This window comes from Sinomonas sp. ASV486, from assembly GCF_030908215.1.
Lineage (GTDB): Bacteria > Actinomycetota > Actinomycetes > Actinomycetales > Micrococcaceae > Sinomonas > Sinomonas puerhi.
This window is the reverse complement of sequence record NZ_JAVFJK010000002.1, coordinates 325,044-344,788: the sequence shown is the minus strand read 5'-3', so window position 1 is coordinate 344,788 and position 19,745 is coordinate 325,044. Positions and strand designations below refer to the sequence as shown.

General features: G+C 71.1%; 16 protein-coding genes. 12 read left to right on the top strand and 4 right to left on the bottom strand.

What is annotated here, in order from left to right; genetic code table 11:
• Nucleotides 1–6: 6 nt before the first annotated feature.
• A complete protein-coding gene (locus RBS60_RS04345; RefSeq protein ID WP_307956297.1) occupies nt 7–1,302 on the bottom strand; it encodes a four-carbon acid sugar kinase family protein in 1,296 nt (431 codons plus the stop codon).
• 231 nt (nt 1,303–1,533) lie between these two features.
• On the opposite strand from RBS60_RS04345, the gene RBS60_RS04340 reads away from it, so the two are divergent.
• The 11 genes from RBS60_RS04340 (at nt 1,534) to RBS60_RS04290 (ending at nt 14,691) form a co-directional block, all read left to right on the top strand.
• The gene (locus tag RBS60_RS04340; RefSeq protein ID WP_307956296.1) at nt 1,534–2,517 is read left to right on the top strand and encodes an aldo/keto reductase; all 984 of its coding nucleotides are present in this window, start codon (nt 1,534–1,536) and stop codon (nt 2,515–2,517) included.
• A gap of 37 nt (nt 2,518–2,554) precedes the next feature.
• Nucleotides 2,555–3,334 (top strand): aldolase/citrate lyase family protein, encoded by a 780-nt coding sequence (locus RBS60_RS04335; RefSeq protein ID WP_307956295.1) that lies wholly within the window; start codon nt 2,555–2,557, stop codon nt 3,332–3,334.
• Between the two features lie 7 nt (nt 3,335–3,341).
• Nucleotides 3,342–4,598, top strand: a complete 1,257-nt coding sequence (locus RBS60_RS04330; RefSeq protein WP_307956294.1) for an exo-alpha-sialidase — start codon at nt 3,342–3,344, stop codon at nt 4,596–4,598.
• The gene (locus tag RBS60_RS04325) at nt 4,591–5,271 is read left to right on the top strand and encodes an SDR family oxidoreductase (protein WP_307956293.1); all 681 of its coding nucleotides are present in this window, start codon (nt 4,591–4,593) and stop codon (nt 5,269–5,271) included. Before RBS60_RS04330 ends, RBS60_RS04325 begins: the two co-directional genes overlap by 8 nt.
• 98 nt (nt 5,272–5,369) lie before the next feature.
• Nucleotides 5,370–6,182, top strand: coding sequence for a DeoR/GlpR family DNA-binding transcription regulator (locus RBS60_RS04320; protein ID WP_307956292.1), 813 nt, complete (start codon nt 5,370–5,372; stop codon nt 6,180–6,182).
• 132 nt (nt 6,183–6,314) lie between these two features.
• Nucleotides 6,315–7,679 carry an MFS transporter gene (locus RBS60_RS04315; RefSeq protein ID WP_307956291.1) on the top strand — a complete coding sequence of 455 codons (1,365 nt, stop codon included), beginning with the start codon at nt 6,315–6,317 and terminating at the stop codon, nt 7,677–7,679.
• Nucleotides 7,679–8,593, top strand: coding sequence for a shikimate dehydrogenase (locus RBS60_RS04310; RefSeq protein WP_307956290.1), 915 nt, complete (start codon nt 7,679–7,681; stop codon nt 8,591–8,593). The genes RBS60_RS04315 and RBS60_RS04310 overlap by 1 nt, the downstream gene beginning before the upstream one ends.
• Before the next feature lie 11 nt (nt 8,594–8,604).
• Nucleotides 8,605–9,696 carry a Gfo/Idh/MocA family oxidoreductase gene (locus tag RBS60_RS04305; RefSeq protein WP_307956289.1) on the top strand — a complete coding sequence of 364 codons (1,092 nt, stop codon included), beginning with the start codon at nt 8,605–8,607 and terminating at the stop codon, nt 9,694–9,696.
• Nucleotides 9,693–11,891 (top strand): FAD-dependent oxidoreductase, encoded by a 2,199-nt coding sequence (locus RBS60_RS04300; protein ID WP_307956288.1) that lies wholly within the window; start codon nt 9,693–9,695, stop codon nt 11,889–11,891. The genes RBS60_RS04305 and RBS60_RS04300 overlap by 4 nt, the downstream gene beginning before the upstream one ends.
• A complete protein-coding gene (locus tag RBS60_RS04295; protein ID WP_307956287.1) occupies nt 11,888–12,808 on the top strand; it encodes a TIM barrel protein in 921 nt (306 codons plus the stop codon). The genes RBS60_RS04300 and RBS60_RS04295 overlap by 4 nt, the downstream gene beginning before the upstream one ends.
• Entirely contained in the window at nt 12,805–14,691 is a 1,887-nt protein-coding gene (locus RBS60_RS04290) for an FAD-dependent oxidoreductase (RefSeq protein WP_307956286.1), read from the top strand. The genes RBS60_RS04295 and RBS60_RS04290 overlap by 4 nt, the downstream gene beginning before the upstream one ends.
• Before the next feature lie 135 nt (nt 14,692–14,826).
• Here RBS60_RS04290 and RBS60_RS04285 read toward each other — a convergent pair whose 3' ends face one another.
• Nucleotides 14,827–15,666 carry an oxidoreductase gene (locus RBS60_RS04285; protein WP_307956285.1) on the bottom strand — a complete coding sequence of 280 codons (840 nt, stop codon included), beginning with the start codon at nt 15,664–15,666 and terminating at the stop codon, nt 14,827–14,829.
• 155 nt (nt 15,667–15,821) lie between these two features.
• Here RBS60_RS04285 and RBS60_RS04280 point away from each other — a divergent pair, with 155 nt between their 5' ends.
• Entirely contained in the window at nt 15,822–17,414 is a 1,593-nt protein-coding gene (locus RBS60_RS04280; protein ID WP_307956284.1) for a Na+/H+ antiporter, read from the top strand.
• A 31-nt stretch (nt 17,415–17,445) separates the two neighbouring features.
• Here the strand turns inward: RBS60_RS04280 and RBS60_RS04275 are convergent, their stop codons facing one another.
• Entirely contained in the window at nt 17,446–18,327 is an 882-nt protein-coding gene (locus tag RBS60_RS04275; protein WP_307956283.1) for an aldo/keto reductase, read from the bottom strand.
• Complete coding sequence (locus tag RBS60_RS04270) at nt 18,320–19,744, bottom strand: MFS transporter (RefSeq protein WP_307956282.1); 1,425 nt, start codon at nt 19,742–19,744, stop codon at nt 18,320–18,322. Before RBS60_RS04270 ends, RBS60_RS04275 begins: the two co-directional genes overlap by 8 nt.
• Nucleotide 19,745 lies beyond the last annotated feature (1 nt).

Sequence of the window (19,745 nt, the reverse complement as noted above, 5' to 3'; positions counted from 1 at the left end):
GGTCGGTCAGTGTGCTGGGGTGCTGGCACGGGGGATGGAATAGAAAGCCTGGATCGATCGATAGAGCTGGACGAGCACGAGCGGATCGCCGAAGCTGCCGGGCTTCGTGGCGACGAGCCGCCCGTCGTCGGCGGTGCTGACGACGGCGCCGTGCTGGACGGCCTCGCGAGGCACCAGTGAGGTGATGCCGAGGGCGTCCAGGACCTCGCGCGCGGTCTCGCCCCCGGTGAGGATGAGGTCCGCCTGCAGGCCCTGCAGGCTCTCGCTGGCAATGCCAGCGAGGTGCGTGACCAGGACGGCGGAAATCGCGGGATCTACGGCCCCGTCGGCGACCGTCACCGCGACCGGATGGCCCCGGTCCAATGCCGTCCTGATCCTCGACGCCGCAAGGGACTGGTCCTCCGGCGCCGGGCCGATGGCGACGACGTGGAATCCCTCCGCGGCGAGGTGGTCCAGCTGGCGCCGTGCCGTGGGGGAGGCGGAACCGACGACGGCGAGCACCGGGCGGTGGTGCGGCGCCGATCCGGGCGGGAACGAGGGACCGGCGGGGAGAGCCGGATCGGCGGGGGAGTGCGTGGTCGGCGCGGATCCGTGCGCGAGGTGTCGGGCGAGGTGCCCGCCGAGCTGCCCCGTCCCCGCGAGGGCTACCGGGTGGCCGCCCACAAGGAATCCGAGGGGGGCGAGGGCCTCGACCACGGCGGCAACGTCGGCGTCGGTCTCGCCGTCGACGACGACGACCGCTGGCGTGCTGCCGCTCAGGCTCCTCGCGAGCCGTCCGGCGAGATCTGCCGAGCGGACGTCGTCGAGTCCCACGAAGCGAAGTTCGGTGTCCGCCGCGAAGAGCTCGTGCAGGTCCTCGGGCGGAAGGATCGACTCGGCTGCCCAGAGGCCCGAAGCGCGCAGTGGCCGGTCCCCGGCCAGAGGCCTCGCTCCTACGACTGTTCTCTCCAGCGCGGGTAGCGCGCCGGCCAGGACGACGTGGTAGCCCAGTCCCGTCAGGGCCGCGATCTCTGCGCCGATGTTCCCGCGCCAGAGCGAGTCGGTCTTCTTGAACACGAGCGCCTCGCGCGCCGTGTCTGTCTCCTCCAGCGCGGTCTGTACAGCTTCGGCCGCAGCCGGTGCGGCAAGCCCGCGGGAGTGGGTGTCGACGACGGCGACTTCGGCGCCTGGTGTGGGGGAACCGCCGTGGTGGGCGTGCGCCGTCGTGAGCGTGATCTGCGCGGCGAGGCCGTGGGCCGCGAACTGCTGGCCGACCTCGGCTGCGCCCGAGAAGTCGTCCGCCAGAACAAGCACGAGTGGCATGTCGCTTCTCCGTCCTGATGGCTTCCTGGTGGTCCGTGAGACCTGTGTCACCAGCAAGCATGACATGATTGCGCGAAACGCGCTAGTTCTATTGCTCAATTCGCGCAGGAATGGAATAGTTGAGGCAATCGAAGACGATTCCGGTCCGAGCGGAACTTCACGGGATTGCGCACATCGCGCAGAACGCGCAGGTTTCCCCTTTCGACCACCATTCATCGACAGGAAGAACTCATGAGCGACCTCCCGTCCACGGTTCCTGCAGGGGAACTGCCCATCTCGAAGCTTGTCCTCGGCACGATGACGTTCGGGGACACTGCCGACGAGGCCACCGCCCGCCGCATGTTCGACGAAGCCCTCGATGCCGGCATCACGGCGGTCGACACCGCCAACGGCTACGCCGGCGGTGCGACCGAGGAAATCCTCTCCCGCCTGCTCAAGGGCAGGAGGGACGAGGTCTTCCTGGCGACGAAGGCCGGCATGCCTCATCCGGACCACGGAAGCCACTCGCCGCTCTCGGCGGTTGGTCTGCGCCGCTCCGTCGAGGGCAGCCTCAAGCGCCTCGACGTCGAGAGCGTCGACCTCTTCTACCTCCACCAGCCCGACCGTTCCGCCCCTCTCGAGGAGACCCTCGGTGCCGTGGCGGAGCTTGCGGCCGAGGGCAAGATCAAGGCCCTCGGGGTCTCGAACTTTGCCGCATGGCAGATCGCCGACCTCATCCATGTCGCGGACCGCGTCGGTGCGCCCCGTCCCGTCGTCGCGCAGCAGCTCTACAACCTCCTGGCCCGCCGGGTCGAGGAGGAGTACCTCGAGTTCGCCCGCGTGCACCGGATTCACACGATGGTCTACAACCCGCTCGGCGGAGGACTCCTCACTGGCAGGCACAGCTTTGAGGCCAAGCCGACGGAAGGCCGCTTCGGCGACTCGCGGCTCGCGGCGATGTACACGGAGCGGTATTGGGATCCGCGGCTGTTCGAGGCCGTGCAGTCGCTCACCGGCATCGCGGACGGCGCCGGCATCTCCCTCGTCGAGCTCTCGCTGCGCTGGCTGGCCCATCACGGCGGCGTCGGCTCGGTACTCCTCGGAGGCTCGAAGGTCGAGCAGCTCCGGTCCAACATCGCGGCCGTCGCCCGCGGTCCCCTTCCGGCCGACGTCATCGAGGCGTGCGATAGGGTCGGCGCCATGCTGCGCGGCCCCATGCCGGCCTACAACCGCTGATCCTGGACTATCCGCAACAATCGAGAGTGGAACAGACATGACATCCTCCCCCCAGGTCCTCGAGTTCGCGAGGAAGATCCGCGCGCGGGAGCGCGCCGTCGGCTACTGGTGTGTCCTCGACGCTCCAGTTGCCACGGAGCGGATCGCCCTGCTCGGCTACGACTACGTCGCCCTCGACGCCCAGCACGGCCTGCTCGGCTACTCTGGCGTGCTGCACGGGCTCATGGCCATCGACGCCGGCCAGCGCGCCGTAGGCCTCGTCAGGGTCGACGACAACAACCCGACCTCGATCGGCCGGGCGCTCGACGCAGGCGCTGCCGGCGTCATCGTCCCTCTCGTCGACACTGCCGAGCAGGCCGCGGCCGCCGTCGCGGCAGCCAAGTACCCGCCGCTGGGGCGCCGCTCCTACGGTCCGATGCGCTCGGCGCTGCGCGTCGGCCCGATCCCCGCGGAGGCCAATGCCTCGACGCTCGTGTTCGCCATGATCGAGACGCCCGAAGGGCTCGCGAACGTCAAGGATATCTGCGCGACCCCGGGCCTCGACGGCGTCTACGTCGGGCCGTCGGACCTCTCCCTGGCCGTGGGCGGGGCCTTCCCGGGCGATCCGGCTATCCAGGCCGAGTTCGACGAGGCCCTGGCCGCTGTCGCGGACGCGGCCGCGACCGCTGGCGTCGCGGCTGGCATCCACACCGCGGCGGGGACGATCGCGGCGCAGCGCTTCCAGCAGGGGTTCACCTTCGCGAGCGTCGCCTCCGACCTCACCCACCTCGAGCTGGCCGCCAAGGCCCATCTCGACGCAGCAAGCACGGAGGACTGAGGACACTATGACCAGCAACGCCCTCGACAGCGCCTACAGCGCCGTCACCCGCGATGGAGTCCTCCGCCATGCCGACGGCGCGACCTTCGCCTACCTTCCCGCGGCAACCGTCCAGTCTCACGCAGCCAATCTCCAGACGCTCCCCGACGGTCGCCTGGCCTGTGTCTGGTTCGGCGGCACTCAGGAGGGCATCAGTGACATCTCGGTCTGGTTCTCAGCCCTCGAATCAGGCAGCGACCGCTGGTCCGAGCCCGAGCAGCTCTCGCACGACAGCGCACGGTCCGAGCAGAATCCGATCCTCTTCGCGCCCGGAGGGGACGAGGTGTGGCTCGTGTACACGGCCCAGAGGGCAGGCAATCAGGACACCGCAGAGGTGCGCCGCCGGATCTCGCAGGACAGCGGCAGGACGTGGGCGCCAGCCGAGACGCTGTTCGCCGCCACGGAGGCGGGAGGCGTGTTCGTGCGTCACCAGCCCCTCATCCTCCCCTCGGGCCGCTGGCTCATCCCGGTCTTCCGCTGCCTCACGACGCCGGGCGAAAAGTGGGTCGGCAACAACGACGACAGCGCCGTCATGATCTCCGACGACGCCGGCCGAACGTGGCGGGAACAGCTCATTCCCGGCAGCCAGGGCTGCGTCCACATGGACATCCAGCCTCTGGCCGACGGCTCGCTCCTCGCCCTCTTCCGCAGCCGCTGGGCCGACGCGATCTACGAGTCCCGGTCCGAAGACGACGGTGCCACGTGGACCCAGCCGGTCCCCACCGAGCTGCCGAACAACAACTCGTCGATCCAGTTCACCGCACTGGCCGACGGGCGGCTTGCTCTTGTCTACAACCACCGCCGGGCCGAGGAGACGACGGAGCGTCGCCTCTCGCTGTACGACGAGATCGACGACGACGGGCTCGTCGAGGAGGGCGCGTCCCCCGCCCAGGCCGCGGCCGACGTCGAGCCCTCGCCGCCCGTGGGCATCCGGAGCGCGTTCTGGGGCACCCCGCGTGCACCCATGACCCTCGCTATCTCCGAAGACTCAGGGCGTACGTGGCCTGTCCGTCGAAATCTCGAGGTGGGGGACGGGTACTGCCTGTCCAACAACTCCCGCGACGGGCTCAACCGCGAGTACTCCTACCCGTCCATCCATCAGGGTTCGGACGGCGAGCTCCACATCGCATACACCTACTTCCGGCAGGCCATCAAGTACGTCAAGGTCAGCCCCGCATGGGCCTACGCCGGGACGACGACCCCCGGTGGTGACACCGATGCCTGAGCCGCGCCACGCCGTTGTGACCGGCTGCAGCTCGGGTATTGGGCGGGCCATCTCCCGCCGTCTGATCTCCGACGGATGGCGAGTGACAGGCCTGAGCCGCACGGAGACCGCGCTCGGGCCGTTCTTTGCCTGGAAGCGCGTGGACCTCGGCGACGCGGACGACGTCGCTCGGGTAAGTACTGGACTTCCGTCCGCCGACGCCTTCGTCCACGCGGCGGGGCTCCAGCGGACGGGCCGCCTGGGAACGCTCGAGCCTGAGGCCCTGGCGGAGATGTTCGCGGTGCACGTGGGGGCGGCCAGCATCCTGGCTGACCGGCTCGTGCCAGCGATGCCCGACGGCGCGCGGATCGTGCTCATCGGTAGCCGGACGGCTGCGGGGGCGGCAGGCAAGAGCCATTACGCCTCGACGAAGGCCGCGGTCCTGGGGCTGGGCAGGTCGTGGGCCAAGGAGCTCGCTCCGCGCGGCATCACCGTCAACGTCGTGTCTCCCGGTCCAACGGATACCCCGATGCTCGCCGACCCGGCACGGGCGGACGTGCCGCCGGTCGTCCCGCCGCTCGGACACCTTGTGGATCCGGAGGACGTCGCGGCCGTCGTTGCCCTCCTCGTGGGACCGCATGGACGTTCGATCACCGGCCAGGACTACGTCATCTGCGCGGGAGCGTCGCTGTAGCGCGCGCACCACGCCCTCGCCGGGCGAATGGCTACGATGAGGGGAACCGGCGCCCCGCTGCGGATTCGACGCGTGCGCCTCACCCGAGGGGGACCAAGATGACGACGGCGAAGTCACGGCGCGAGGAAATCTACCAGCTCGCCGTCACCGCAGGGCTCGCATCAGTCGAGGAGCTCTCTGAGCGATTCGGCGTCACAGCGTCGACGATCCGCCGGGACCTCGCGGCCCTCAACGAGCAGGGGAAGCTCGCGAGGACCTACGGCGGGGCGCTTGCTATCGGGGCCCATCCGGAGGCGTCTCTGAGGCAGCGCATCGGCGAGGCCTTCGAGGAGAAGCAGGCCATCGCCCGATGGGCGGCCCAACAGGTCCAGCCACGCGAGTCCATCCTCCTCGACGGCGGGTCGACCGTCGGTGCCCTCGCCCACGCGCTGCGCGGGCACGCCGACCTGACCGTCACCACCCCAGCGCTCAATACGGTCCAGGAACTCGCCGATTCGCCCGGTATCCACGTCGACTGCCTCGGCGGCAGGCTCCGCAGTCTGAGCCAGACATTCGTTGGCCCCCTCGCCGAGGCCACGCTCGAACGGATGACCTTCGACAGGGTCTTCCTCGGCGCAGACGCCGTCACGGCAGAGGACGGGATCTGCGAGGCCGATCAGGCGCAGACCCGTCTCAAGGAGCTCATGGCCCGTCGGGGTCAGCACGTTTACGTGCTTGCGGACTCGAGCAAGCTCGGGCAGCGCCCGTTCCACGCTTGGGTGCGCCTGCCCCTGCCGTGGACGCTCGTGACGGACGATTCCGCCGACCCCCACCAGATCGACTTGTTCCGGACTTCGGGAGTCTACGTTCATACCGTTGAGCGGCGGCACATAGTGGGGGACATGGGCGAGGAGGCCGGTAAGGCGAGCTGAACATGCAAGCTCCGCCATCATGCTGAAAATCGACATAGTCTTAGATCAACTAAGTGTTGGACGAACGGTAATCGCTGACCCCATGCTGGATGAGCCAGTCGAACGTGACTGGCATCACCCGAAGGGATCACTATGTCAGCGTCGACATCCGCCGTACGCGCCCAGCACGGCAAAGCGCGCACCGCGGCCATCTCCGGTTTCCTTGGCAGCACGCTCGAGTACTACGACTTCTTCATCTTCGGCTCCGCTGCTGCCCTGTTCTTCGGGAAGCTGTTCTTCCCGGACGCGGGCGCCGCAAGCGAGCTGCTCTCGTTCGCGACCCTCGGCGTCGCGTACATCGCACGCCCCCTTGGGGCGATCATGTGGGGCCATTTCGGCGACCGCTTCGGCCGTAAGAACGTCCTCGTCCTGACCCTCGTCCTCATGGGGGCTTCGACGTTCCTCATCGGCTGCCTCCCGACCTACTCGGGCGTCGGGCTGGTCGCCCCCATCGCGCTCGTTGCGCTCCGCCTCGTCCAGGGCATCTCCGCCGGCGGCGAGTCGCCCGGCTCGAGCTCCCTGACCCTCGAGCACTCCCCCGAGGGGCGGCGCGCGTTCTTCACGAGCTTCACGATGAGCGGCATCCAGTTCGGCATCGTCATCTCGAGCCTCATCTTCATCCCGGTCACCATGCTCCCGCAGGAGGCACTCATGAGCTGGGGCTGGCGCGTGCCGTTCCTGCTCAGCGCCGTCGTCACACTCGTGGCCTTCTATCTCCGCCGCAGGCTCGAGGAGCCCGAGGTCTTCGAGGAGCTGAAGGACGACGCCAAGACCGCGGCCATCCCGCTCGTCGAACTCTTCCGCAACGACTTCCCCAATGTCATCCGCGTGACCCTCGCCGCGCTCGTGACCATGGTGAACACCGTCTTCACGGTCTTCGCCCTCGCTTACGCCACCCAGGTCGTCAAGCTCGACAAGCCCATGATGCTCGTCGTCATCGCCGTCGCGAACCTCGTCACCGTCTTCACGCAGCCGATGTGGGCGCGCCTGTCCGACAAGATCGGCCGCAAGCCCGTATTCATCACCGGAACGATCGGCAGCGCGGTGCTCGTATTCGCCTTCTTCACGGTCCTGGGCACGGGCAACTGGCCGCTCATCTTCCTCACTGCGATCGCCCTCACTGGCGTGTTCTACGCGATGCCCAACGGTGTGTACCCCGCCTACTTCCCCGAGCTGTTCCCGGCTCGCACCCGCTACTCGGGGATGGCCGTGAGCCTCATGCTCGGACTTCTCGTGGCCGGCTTCACCCCGGCGATCGGCACCGCCCTCACCGCGGGGAACCCCGCCAACTGGGGTCCCGTCGCTTGGATGACCGTCGGCTTCTGCGCGGTCGCCGCGGTCGGCGCCATGACGGCGCGAGAAACGTTCCGCACCCCGAAGGCCGAGCTCGGACTCAAGCCCGCGCGCCGGTCTGCAAGGGCAGTAGCGCACGACGCCGTCCAGGAGCCTGCCGCCTGATGCCCACCGCCTCCAGCTCCAGCCCCTCGAACACCCACCTGATCGGCCTCATCGGCGCCAACGTCGGCGGCTCGCTCACCCCGCTCCTGCACGAGCACGAGGCCGCGGCCCAGGGCCTGCGCTACGCCTACCGCACGCTGGACATCGACGAGCTGGGCCTTGCGCCCGACGCCGCGGGGCAGCTCGCCCGCGACGCCGTCCGCCTCGGCTACACCGGCCTCAACGTGACCCACCCGTGCAAGCAGACGGTAATCTCGGGCCTCGACGAACTGTCGGAGGACGCACGGGATCTCGGGGCGGTCAACACGGTGAATGTCGAGCCGGGAGCACCAGACGGCGCTGGCGCCCCGCGGCTGGTCGGCCGCAACACAGACCACTCGGGCTTCCGCGCCGCGCTCTCCGCGGGCCTCCCGGGCGCGGCATTGGGGACGGTCGTCCTGGCCGGGGCTGGCGGGGCGGGGTCCGCCGTCGCGCACGCACTCGTCGCGGCGGGCACCCAGCACCTCCTGATCGCCGACGCCGACCCCTCCCGCGCGGCGGCCGTGGCCGTGCGTCTCGACCGTCACGCGCAGGGACAACGGGTCACTGCGATCGCCCTCGACGAGGTGACGGACGCGCTCGTCGAGGCGGACGGCGTCGTCAACGCCACCCCGATCGGGATGGTGGGCCACCCGGGCACCCCCTTCGACGCTTCGGTCCTGACGCCGCGGCACTGGGTGGCCGACGTCGTCTACCGCCCGCTCGTCACCCAGCTCGTCAAGGCGGCCCTCACCGCGGGTTGCCGGGTGCTCGACGGCGGGTGGCTCACCGTGGGCCAGGCTGCCGACGCGTTCGAGCTGTTCACCGGCCTCCCCGCCGACCGCGCACGGATGCGTGCCCACTTCCTCGACCTCGTCGCCGACCAGACTCTCTGAAAGGACCCCCAGTGACCTCCCCTGCCAAGTACCGCGTCGGCATCGTCGGCTGCGGCGCCATCAGCCGCAACCACCTCGAGGCCTTCGCCGCGATCCCCGAGGCCACGGTCGTCGCGGTGTGCGACGTCGACGCCGACCGCGCCCGCGCCACCGCCTCGCAGTGGGGGATCGAGCACGCGTACGGCTCCGTCGAGGAGCTCCTCGCCGCGGGCATCGACCTCGTTTCGGTGTGCACCCCGCATCCGACGCACGAGGAGGTGGTCCTCGCCGCGGCCGCGGCCGGCGCGCACGTGCTGTGCGAGAAGCCGATCGCGATCGACCTCGCCTCCGCCGAGCGGATGGTCGCCGCGTGCGACGCCGCCGGGGTGCGCCTGGGGGTGTTCTTCCAGCGCCGCTTCTGGCCGGCCGCGCAGCGCCTCCGGGCCGCCATCGACGATGGCACGATCGGCCGCCCGATCCTCGGCCACGCCTCCGTGGTGCTGCACCGCGACCCGTCGTACTACAGCGCGGCAGCGTGGCGTGGAACCTGGGCGACCGACGGCGGCGGGGTCCTCATGACCCAGGCCATCCACTACATCGACCTCCTCCAGTGGCTCATGGGCGAGGTTGTCGAGGTCCACGGGCACATCGCGACGTTCACCCACAGCATCGAGGTCGAGGACACGGCCGCCGCCGTCATCCGCTTCGCCTCCGGCGCCATCGCGACCCTGTCCGCGACGACCGCCGCGACCCCGAGCCTCGGCGTGAGCATCCGCATTACGGGCGAGACCGGCGCGACGGCCGAGCTCAGCGAGTTCCCCGAGGGCACCGACGGCCGCGTGACCCTGTTCGCCCGCGGCGGGACCATCGAGTCCGAGCCCGTCCAGCCCGCCGGGGTCGACCCCAATGTGGACCTCGCCACCATCAACGGCCAGCTCATCCCGCACCACACCGCACAGATCCGGGACTTCGTCTCCGCGCTCAGCGCGAATGACGGTGAGGGCCGTGAGCCCGCCATCACCGGCCCCGACGCGACCGCGGCCCTGAGAATCCTGCTCGCCGTGTACGAGTCGTCGCGCACCGGCCGCCCCGTCACCTTCTCCCGAGAGGACGCCCTCGCATGAACGCCCCCCAGAATCCGGCCAGCCGTCGCCTCGGCAGCGAGCCACTGACCCTCGGCCGCAACGGCCGCCCGCAGCGCACCCTCCGCAACCGGCTGTGGAGCTCGCCCATGGAGCGCAACTACGGAACCACGGACGGGCGCATCACCGAGCAGTACGCCGACTACCTCGTGACCCGCGCGAGGGCCGGGCTCGCCGTCGTGACCACCGAGGCCACGTATGTGCGCGCCGACGGCAAGGGCCGCACCCACCAGCTCGGCCTGCACGACGACGCCGTGATCCCGGGGTTCCGGACCCTCACCGACGCGATCCATGCGGAAGGCGCACTCGTCGCCGTCGAGATCAACCACGGCGGCCGCACCGCGCAGTCGGCCTCGACCGGGTTCCCGAACGTCGCGCCGTCGTCCGTGCCGTGCGAGGTCGCCGGCGGCGAGATGCCGCGCGCGCTCACCACGCAGGAGTGCCGCGAGGTGGCCGCGGCCTACGGCGAAGGGGCGCGCCGCGCCGTCGAGGCCGGGTTCGATGTCATCAGCATCCATGGGGGCCACGGGTACCTGATCCACCAGTTCATGTCCGCCCGAACCAACGGCCGCACCGACGAGTTCGGCATCCCCGAGGCCTTCCCGAACCTCGTCATCGCGGCCGTCCGCGCCGCAGCCCCCGAGGCGATCGTGGGCATGCGCGTCTCGATGGTCGAGGGTGTCCCGGATGGACTGGACGCCGCGCAGACGCTCGACGTCGTCTCCCGTCTCGATCTCGACGCCCTCGACTTCCTCGACCTCTCCGCCGGCAGCTACGAGGCTGGCGAGTGGATCGTGCAGTCGGGGGAGTGGAAGCCCGGCGTCCTCGCCGAATACGCGCGCGCCTACCGCCGCTTCGGCCTCCCGCTCGGCCTGGCCGGACGGCTCAACTCTCCGGAGGCGATCGAGTCCGTCCTGGCCGCCGGAGACTCCGACTTCGTCTCCCTCGGCCGCGCGGTCCACGCGGACCCGCAGTTCGTGCCCGCGGTCCTTGGACACAGCGTTCTCGACCGCCGGGCCTACCGGCCGTGCATCGCGTGCAACGTGTGCATCGACAACCTCGGCCTCGGCCAGGTCACGTGCACCGTCAACCCAGCGGTCGGCCGGTCCCGGGTCCCCGTCCCGACGCCGCGTGTGCGCGGCGCCGAGGCGTCGCACGACGGCGGCACCGCACCCCGCGACGTCGTCCCCGCTGCCGCCGCGCCCCACGCGGTCGTCCTGGGTGCCGGGCCCGCGGGCCTGACCGCCGCGCGCGAGCTCGCGGAGGCCGGCGCGCGTGTGACCATCCTCGACGCGGCGGATCGGATCGGCGGGCAGTTCGGGCTCGCTGCCCGCATGCGCCCGACGCCGGACTTCCACCGCTACCTCGACTGGAACCGCGCCGAGATCGAGCGGCTCGGCATCACACTGGGCCTCGGTGCCCCGGTCGATGCCGACGGGCCACAGGCGCTTGCGGCCCTTGCACGCGACCACCGCGCGGATGCGATCGTCGTCGCGACGGGCGGGAAGCGTCCCCAGCCCGGCTTCCCCGTCACCGGCGCTGGTTCTCAGAGCGCGGCGCACGACGGGGTGCTCGACGTCCGCGACTGGCTCGCGGCCCACGCTGGGATCCTCGATGGCACCGATCCCGCGCCCGAGGCCGTGACGATCTGGGGCGCGGATTCCGTCGCGATGTCCGCCGCGGACACGCTCGCGACCCACGGCACGAGAGTTCTCCTCGTCGGGCCGGAGCAGACCATCGCCCCCGAGTCCGGCCGTCGGGCCAAGATCCTTGCCGTCCCCAGGCTCGAGGCCAACCCGGGCGTGCGGATCATGCTCGACTCCCGCATCCTCGAGGCCGAGGCGCCCGGCACCCCCTCCGGCCGCGTCCGCGTGGTCGGGGCGGACGGCGAGCAGTGGCTCGACGCCCCGGGGCCCCTCCTCGTCTCGCGCGGCGTCGTTCCGCTCAGCGCCGCCGTCGACCTCCCGGGCCGCGAGGCCGCCCTGAGCCTGGGCGCTGGCGTTCCGGTGGTGCTCGCGGGGACCGTCGCCGACCCGCTGCCGCCCACGGCGTCGAACGCCATCAAGCACGGGTACGACGCCGCGCAGCGCCTCGCCCAGTACCTTGCCGCCGGCATCTCGCCGTCCGGACCGGACACCCGCACTCCGACCCGCTCCTTGGAAGGAGCCTTCGCATGACAGCCTCCCTGCAGCCGTCCGTGGCGACGCGAGAGGTAGGCCTGGCCCAGCTCTCGCTCCTCGACACGGCGCCGCCCGACCTCGTGCTCATCGCGGCAGAGGCCGGGTTCGACTTCATCGGCGCCCGAGTGCGCCCAGTGACGCCGACCGAGCGCGCGTACGACCTGGCCCCCGGTTCCCCGATGCTCGCCGAGACCCTCGCGAACGTGCGGTCGACCGGAGTCCGCGTCCTCGACACGGAGTTCCTCCTGATCGACGGGACGAACGGCGCCGGCGCGCCCGCATCACCCGATGCCGCGCGCGGCCGGGCCGACGGCCAGCGCGACGCGTGGCTCCCCATGCTCGAGGCCGCGCGCGCCCTCGGCGCAGAGACCCTGACGGTCGCATCGGCGGACCCGGACCCCGTCCGCTTCGCCGAAACCTTCGCGCTCCTGGCCGAGGACGGTCGCGAGTTCGGCATCACCCCCACGCTCGAGCCCATCTCCTACCAGCGCATCAACTCGCTCGCCTCCGCCGCCGCGGCCGCGCGGGCCGCCGGGGCGAGGGTCGTCGTCGACACGCTGCACTTCCGGCGCTTCGGGGGTGCGCTCGAGGAGCTCGCCGCCATGGCCGACCTCGTGCCCATGCTGCAGCTCTGCGACGCGCCCGCCGCGCGTCCCGCGGACCGCGGGGGCCTCATCCACGAGTCCCGCGCCGCCCGCCTCGCCCCCGGCGAGGGCGGACTCAACCTGGCCGAGATCGTCGCAGCACTGCCGAGCGGCACCCCGGTGAGCGTCGAGGCGCCGTCTCCCGCCGACGTCGTGCGCTTCGGCGAGCTCGGCTGGGCCCGGCACCTCAAGCAGGCCGCGGACCGTGTCCGTGAGGAAGCCCACACCCTGATCCCGTCTCCCGCAGAACCGAACGGAGCCACCCGATGAACGCCCAGCCCACACCTGCTGCCGAGAACGGCACGGTCGAGACCGACGTCCTGGTCATCGGCTCCGGAGCCGGCGGTCTCGCCGCGGCGGTGACGGCCGCCTACCACGGGCTGCGCGTCGTCGTCGTCGAGAAGGCCGACGTGTGCGGCGGGGCGACCGCGTGGTCCGGCGGCTGGGCGTGGACTCCCGGAAACCCCCTCGCGAAGGCTGACGGCGTGGACGAGGACCCCGAACTGTTCCGCACCTACCTCCGGCACCGGCTCGGAGAGCGGTACGACGGCGCTCGCATCGACGCGTTCCTCGAGGCGGTCCCGCACATGGTCGGCTTCTTCGAGGAGAAGACCCGGCTCCAGTTCACGCCCGGGGCCAAGATCCGGGACATCTACGGCAAGACCCCGGGCGCCGGGACCGGCCACCGCTCCGTGGGCCCCGCGCCCCTGGACGCCACGCGGCTCTCGCCGCGCGTGCGGAAGCTCCTTCGCGGGCAGCTGTACGAGACGTCGTTCCTGGGCATGGGCATCATGGCTGGGCCGGACCTGGCCAAGATCCTCTCCGCATCGCAGGGGAGCCTGTCGGGTCTCGCGTACTCGGCGTGGCGGGTGGGGCGGCACCTGCTCGACCTGGCCGTGCACCGTCGCGGGATGCACCTCGTCAACGGGACCGCGCTCGTGGGGCGGCTCCTGCAGAGCGCCGACGACCTCGGCGTCGACGTGCGCGTGTCGACGCCGGCCGTCCGGCTCCTCACCGCGGACGCGGCTGCTCATGGCGGCGAGCACGACGGCGGGCGGGACGACGGCGGGCGGGTCGCCGGCGCCGTCGTGCGCGGTGTCCGGCCTGACGGATCTGAGGTGGAGTACGAGATCCGCGCCGCTCGCGGCGTCGTGCTTGCGGCGGGCGGATTCCCGAACGACGTCGAGCGGCGGCGCGAGCTGTTCCCGAAGACGCCGACGGGACGCGAGCACTGGACGCTTGCCCCGAAGGAGACCACCGGCGACGGCATCACACTCGGCGAGTCCGTCGGTGCGCTGTTCCAGACCGAGGTCGAGTCGGCCGCAGCGTGGTGCCCCGTCTCCCTCGTTCCCTACACGGTCGGGAAGGCCCCCGCCTTCGGGCGGAACGGCGTGTTCCCGCACATCATGGACCGCGCGAAGCCCGGCTCGATCGGGGTGCGTCGGGACGGCAAGCGGTTCGTCAACGAGGCCAACGGGTACTACGACTACGTCTCCGGGCTCATTGCGGCGACGCCCGAGGGCGAGGCGGTCGAATCGTGGCAGATCGCCGACTCGCGGTTCGTGCGCAAGTACCCGCTCGGGATGGCCAAGCCCCTGCCCGTGCCGCTGTTCCCGTACCTTCGCAACGGGTACCTCGTGAAGGGCCGGACGCTCGAGGAACTCGCGGCCAAGTGCGGGATCGACTCGGCCGGGCTCCGCGAGACCGTCGAGCGGTTCAACGAGAACGCCCGCCTCGGCGAGGACCCCGAGTTCGAGCGCGGCGAGACCGAGTTCAACCGCTATGGCGGCGACGCGAAGGTCGGGCCGAACCCGTCACTCGCGCCGATCGAGAAGGGCCCGTACTACGCGGTCAAGGTGGTCCCGGGGTCCTTCGGGACATTCGCGGGCCTCGCCGCGGATGGCCGCGCGCGGGTGCTGCGCGCCGATGGGTCCGCGATTCCCGGCCTCTTCGTGGCCGGCAACGACCAGGCCAACATCATGGGCGGCTTCTACCCGGCCGGCGGCATCAACCTCGGCCCGGCGCTCACGTTCGGGTACGTCGCGGGCCGCGAGCTCGCCGGCGCGGACGTGTACGAGGACGGCGGGACGGTGCCGGCTGGCCGTGATCACGTTCGGTCCGGCGGCGCCGGGTCGGCCGCCAGCACCGCCTGACCCGCTGGATCCCACGCCCGTTCCTGCTCGCTACGAGCCCCCACACGGGGCCGGATTCCCGACACGCCGGGAATCCGGGCCCGCGCCACGGCCAGACCGAGCAGGAACGGACGCAGCGAGGCTACCGGCCCGCGCTCAGCCCTCGAATCCCGTCGACGCGCTTACCGACTCCCACGCGGCGACCTCGGCGGCCTGTGCTGCGGCCGCTGCCCGGTATCCGGCGAGCGCGTCCTGCCCCAGGAGGAGGAACGCGGGCGTTTCCTCGGCCTCGACGGCCGCGATGATCGCCTGCGCGGCCCTGGCGGGGTTGCCGGGCTGCGTCCCGTGGTAGGTGTCGTGCTCCTTGCGGCGCAGGCCGGCCGTTTCGGCGTAGTCCTCGATCGGCGCCGGGGACTGGGTGAGCGAGCGGCCCGCGAAGTCGGTGCGGAATCCGCCCGGCTCCACGGCAGTCACCGAGATCCCCAGTGGTGCGAGCTCCTTCTGCGCGGAGCCCGAGATGCCCTCGAGTGCGGCCTTCGTGGCCGAGTAGAACCCTGAGCCGGGAGGGCACAGGCGCGCACCGATCGAGGAGATGTTCACGATCGCCCCCGAACGCCGCGCCCGCATCCCCGGCAGGACGGCCTTCATCATCGCGACGGGCCCGAACACATTGGTCGCGAACAGCCGGGCGACATCGGCGTCGTCGCCCTCTTCGACGGCCGAGCGGTACCCGTACCCGGCGTTGTTGACGAGCACATCGACCTGCCCGAACCGCTCTTCGGTGGCAGCGACGGCCGCGGCGACCTGCGTTGCATCGGTGACGTCGAGGGAGAGGGCGAGGGCGGCGTCGGGGTGGGCGTCGGCGAGGCCGGCAACCGAGCCGGCGTCGCGCGCGGTCACGACGGCTCGGTCTCCCTTCGCGAGGACTGCCTCGGCGAGCGCGCGGCCGAGGCCGGTTGAGCAGCCGGTGATGAACCAGACAGGTGTGCCAGTCATGGGTGTTCCTTCCGAAGGTTGGTTGGCCAGAGTCCCAGTCAACCCGCCGAAGCCTCTGCGTGGGAGGTGCCGCTGATCGGTGTACCGGCAGTACCTCCCCAAGCGGGCAGACACGGCGTACATTCGGTGGCACACCTCGGACCCGGAGGAAGGCCATGCTCGGTCTCGAACTCATCGTCGCCCTCGGCGCGGCGGTCGTCCTCGGGAGCCTGCTGGCGCCGCGGCTGAGGATCAGCCAGCCGGTGGTCCTGATCGCCTGCGGCCTCGCGCTGAGCCTCATCCCCGTGTTCCGTGGAGTCGGCCTGCCCCCGGAGACCGTCCTGCTCCTGTTCCTCCCGGTGCTCCTGTACTGGGAGAGCCTCACGACGTCGCTGCGCGAGATCCGACGGTTCATCCGCGGCATCATGCTCTCGGCCACGCTCCTCGTGGTGGTCACGGCGGCCGCCGTCGCCGCCGTCGCGCACGCGCTGGGAGTCGACTGGGGCTCCGCGTGGATCCTCGGCGCGGCGGTGGCCCCGACGGACGCGACCGCCGTCGCCGCCCTCGGCCGCGCGCTCCCGCGGCGCCAGCTCACCACGCTGCGCGCGGAGAGCCTCGTCAACGACGGCACAGCGCTCGTCATCTACGGTGTCGCGCTCAGCGCCGCGGCCGGGGGCGGCGCCTTCAGCCCGCTCCTCGTGACCGCCGACTTCCTCTACTCCTTCCTCGGCGGCGCGGCCGTGGGGGTCGCGGTGGGCTGGGCGATGCTCGAGGGCCGCAAGAGGATCGACAACGCGATGGTCGGCAACGCAGCCACGCTCCTGACCCCGTTCGCGGCGTTCCTCGGCGCCGAGCTCATCCACGCCTCCGCGGTCCTGGCCGTCGTTGCGTGCGGCCTGTACCTCTCGCAGGCGGCCCCGCTGGCCATCTCGGCGTACACGCGCCAGCAGACCGTCGCGGTCTGGTCGCTCGCGAGCTTCATGCTCAACGGCGCGCTGTTCGTGCTGGTGGGCCTTCAGCTGCCTGTGTCGGCGGCGGGGCTCTGGGCCTCCGAGGGCCGCGCCAACGGGCAGGCGATCGGGCAGATCCTCCTCGTCGGCGTCGCGGTGTACGCGACGATCCTGCTGACGCGCCTTGCGGTCCTGATCCTCTCCGCCTACCTGATCCGCGCCGTCGACCGCCGGCCCTACCAGCGCCAACTGCGCACCACGAACCGCGCGAGGGTGATGAGCACGACGGCGGGCTTCCGCGGCGCGGTTTCGCTCGCCGTCGCACTCTCGATCCCCGACGCCGGCCAGTACCCTCAGCGGGACGCGATTGTGTTCCTCACGGCCTTCGTGGTGGTCGCGTCCCTCGTGGTCCAGGGGCTCGCCCTGCCGAGGGTGATCCGGTGGGCGCGGATCCCAGAGGACACGTCAGTGACCCAGGAGCTCCTGCTCGCCAAGCGCACCGCGGCCGAGGAGGCATTCCGTGCGCTGCCGGACCTTGCGCGAGAGCTCCGGATCGACGACGACGTCCTCGAACGCATCCACGCCGAGTACGACGAGCACCTCGCAGCCATGAACGCCGGCTTCGACGACAGTGACGACCCCGCGATCGTCAGGACGCGCCAGTACACGCGGCTGCGCCTGGCGCTCCTGGGCCACAAGCGCGCCACGGTGGTCCGCCTCCGCGACGCCCGCACGATCGACGACACGGTCCTGCGCATCATCCAGGCGCAGCTCGACGCGGAGGAGCTGCGCCTCGCGCGGCCGCAGGAGACGGAGTGACCGGCAACGCGCCGCTCAGGTTGTCAGCAGCTCACTCCGGAAGGCGGGCCTCGTTCAGCCGCGTGACCTGAACGGGGTCGCGGTGGTCGAAGAAGGCGCTCACCCCGGTGTCGAGGCCCGAGATCCGGGTCATCTCATCCTCGGAGAGCACAAACCCGAACACGTCGAAGTTCTCGCGGATCCGCTCGGTCCGCACGGACTTGGGGATCGCCACGACCCCGCGCTGCACGAGCCAGCGAAGCACCACCTGCGCCACTGACCTGCCGTGCGCGGCGCCGATCCCTGTGAGCGTCGGGTTGGTGAAGAGCGCGTTGCGTCCCTCTGCGAACGGGCCCCACGACTCGATCTGGACTCCGTGCTCGCGCATGAGCACCTGGTAGTCGGTCCGCTGGAAGAACGGGTGCGTCTCGATCTGGTTGACGGCCGGGACCACCTCGTTGTGCTGGATGAGGTCCACGAGCCGGTCCGGGTAGAAGTTGCTCACGCCGATGGCCCGCACGAGCCCCTCGCTGTACAGCTCCTCCATGGCACGCCACGAGCCGTAGTAGTCCCCGAGCGGCTGGTGGATGAGGTACAGGTCGAGGTAATCGAGGTCAAGCTTCTTCAGGGACTTCGCGAACGCGGCCTTCGTCGCTTCGTAGCCGGTGTCCTGGACCCAGAGCTTGGTCGTGATGAAGAGGTCCTCGCGGGGGACCCCGCTTGCGGCAACCGCGCGGCCCACGGCGTCCTCGTTCAGGTATGCCGCGGCTGTGTCGATCAGCCGGTAGCCGGTGTCGAGGGCGGCGACCACGGAGCGCTCGCACTCGCCGGGGTCCGGGACCTGGAAGACGCCGAAGCCGAGGGCTGGCATCTCCACGCCGTTGTTGAGTGTGACCGTCGGGACCGTGCTCGTACGGGCAGTGGATTCAGACATGGGCTTCCTTCCGGGCAGGGGCGGCACGCCGGGCGGCGAGCTCGCGGGGGACGATGAGGAGAAGCACGACGGCGAGGGCTGCTGCGAGCATGGCTGTCCCGCCAGCGTAGGCGGTCGCCACCTCGCGGGCCAGAGTGCCGGTACCGGCCCCGGCGGTCACGAGAACCGCCACGCCGAGCGAGCTTCCGAGCTGGTGTGCGGTGTTGACGAGTCCCGAGCCAGCGCCGGCGTCTGCCGCTTGGAGGCCCGCGATCCCGGCCGCCGTGAGCGGCCCGAACGCGAGACCCTGGCCGATGCCGACGAGCACCATCGGCAGCGCAACTGCCGTCGCATACGGGGCCGAGGGCGTGACCTGCGCGAGCCACGCGATCCCGGCGAGGGTGAACGCGAGGCCCACGGCGAGCAGGGGCGCATTGCCGAATCGCCGGGTCAGGCGCGCCACGAACACCGCGACGGCGAAGTTCACCACGGTCATGGGGAAGAATGCGACGCCGGCCGCGAGCGGCGTGAACCCATAGGCGCTCTGGAGGAACTGGGTCGTGAAGTAGAAGAACCCGATCATCGTGCCCGCGAACAGCATGCGGGCCACATACGCGCCGGTCCGCTCGCGGCTCGCGAAGAGCCGCAGCGGCATGATCGGCTGCGCGGCCCGCGCCTCGTTCAGCACGAGCGCGGCAAGCAGCATCCCGCCCACCATGAGAGGCACGACGACGGCGGGCGCCGCCCAGCCGGCGTCGCCCGCCAGATCCGGGTCCCCCGAGGCGACGATCCCGAACACGAGCGAGCCCACTCCCAGAGTGGAGAGCACAGCGCCAGCGGTGTCGAACCGGCCACGCGCGGGAGCGGATGTCGGGATGGTCCGCACCGCGGCCCATGCGAGCGCAGCCCCGATGGGGACGTTGATCAGGAAGCCGGCGCGCCACGAGACCCATTGGGCGAGGGCACCGCCCACCACAAGGCCCACGCTCGCCCCGATCCCGGCCACGGCGCCGTACGCCGCGACGGCGCGCGTGCGCTCCGGCCCGGGCTCAAAATGGGCGGTGAGCAGGGAGAGTGCCGTCGGCGCGACGACGGCGGCGCCGACGCCCTGGACGGCCCGCGCGGCGATGAGCCACCAGCCCGCCGGGGCGAGGCCTACAAGGGCCGACGCCACTCCGAAGAGCGCCAGGCCGGCGACGAAGACGCGCCGTCGGCCGAGGAGGTCACCGGCGCGGGCGCCCAGGAGCAGGAGGCCGCCGAACACGAGGGTGTACGCGTTCTGCACCCACGAAAGCTCGGTGGCGGTCAGGCCCATGGCCGTCTGGATCTGCGGCAGGCCGGTGAAGATGATCGAGTTGTCCAGGATGATCATGAAGTAGCTGACGAGGATGATCGCCAGCAACGGTCGTGTGGTGGGGCGGTGGGGAGCATGTGTCACC

Bases quoted from the DNA above. Each gene is read 5' to 3' on its own strand.
- RBS60_RS04345 (WP_307956297.1), bottom strand. From the start codon at position 1,302: ATGCCACTCGTGCTTGTTCTGGCGGACGACTTCTCGGGCGCAGCCGAG.
- RBS60_RS04335 (WP_307956295.1), top strand. From the start codon at position 2,555: ATGACATCCTCCCCCCAGGTCCTCGAGTTCGCGAGGAAGATCCGCGCG.
- RBS60_RS04285 (WP_307956285.1), bottom strand. From the start codon at position 15,666: ATGACTGGCACACCTGTCTGGTTCATCACCGGCTGCTCAACCGGCCTC.
- RBS60_RS04300 (WP_307956288.1), top strand. From the start codon at position 9,693: ATGAACGCCCCCCAGAATCCGGCCAGCCGTCGCCTCGGCAGCGAGCCA.
- RBS60_RS04290 (WP_307956286.1), top strand. From the start codon at position 12,805: ATGAACGCCCAGCCCACACCTGCTGCCGAGAACGGCACGGTCGAGACC.
- RBS60_RS04280 (WP_307956284.1), top strand. From the start codon at position 15,822: ATGCTCGGTCTCGAACTCATCGTCGCCCTCGGCGCGGCGGTCGTCCTC.
- RBS60_RS04325 (WP_307956293.1), top strand. From the start codon at position 4,591: ATGCCTGAGCCGCGCCACGCCGTTGTGACCGGCTGCAGCTCGGGTATT.
- RBS60_RS04275 (WP_307956283.1), bottom strand. From the start codon at position 18,327: ATGTCTGAATCCACTGCCCGTACGAGCACGGTCCCGACGGTCACACTC.
- RBS60_RS04295 (WP_307956287.1), top strand. From the start codon at position 11,888: ATGACAGCCTCCCTGCAGCCGTCCGTGGCGACGCGAGAGGTAGGCCTG.
- RBS60_RS04315 (WP_307956291.1), top strand. From the start codon at position 6,315: ATGTCAGCGTCGACATCCGCCGTACGCGCCCAGCACGGCAAAGCGCGC.
- RBS60_RS04310 (WP_307956290.1), top strand. From the start codon at position 7,679: ATGCCCACCGCCTCCAGCTCCAGCCCCTCGAACACCCACCTGATCGGC.
- RBS60_RS04330 (WP_307956294.1), top strand. From the start codon at position 3,342: ATGACCAGCAACGCCCTCGACAGCGCCTACAGCGCCGTCACCCGCGAT.
- RBS60_RS04320 (WP_307956292.1), top strand. From the start codon at position 5,370: ATGACGACGGCGAAGTCACGGCGCGAGGAAATCTACCAGCTCGCCGTC.
- RBS60_RS04340 (WP_307956296.1), top strand. From the start codon at position 1,534: ATGAGCGACCTCCCGTCCACGGTTCCTGCAGGGGAACTGCCCATCTCG.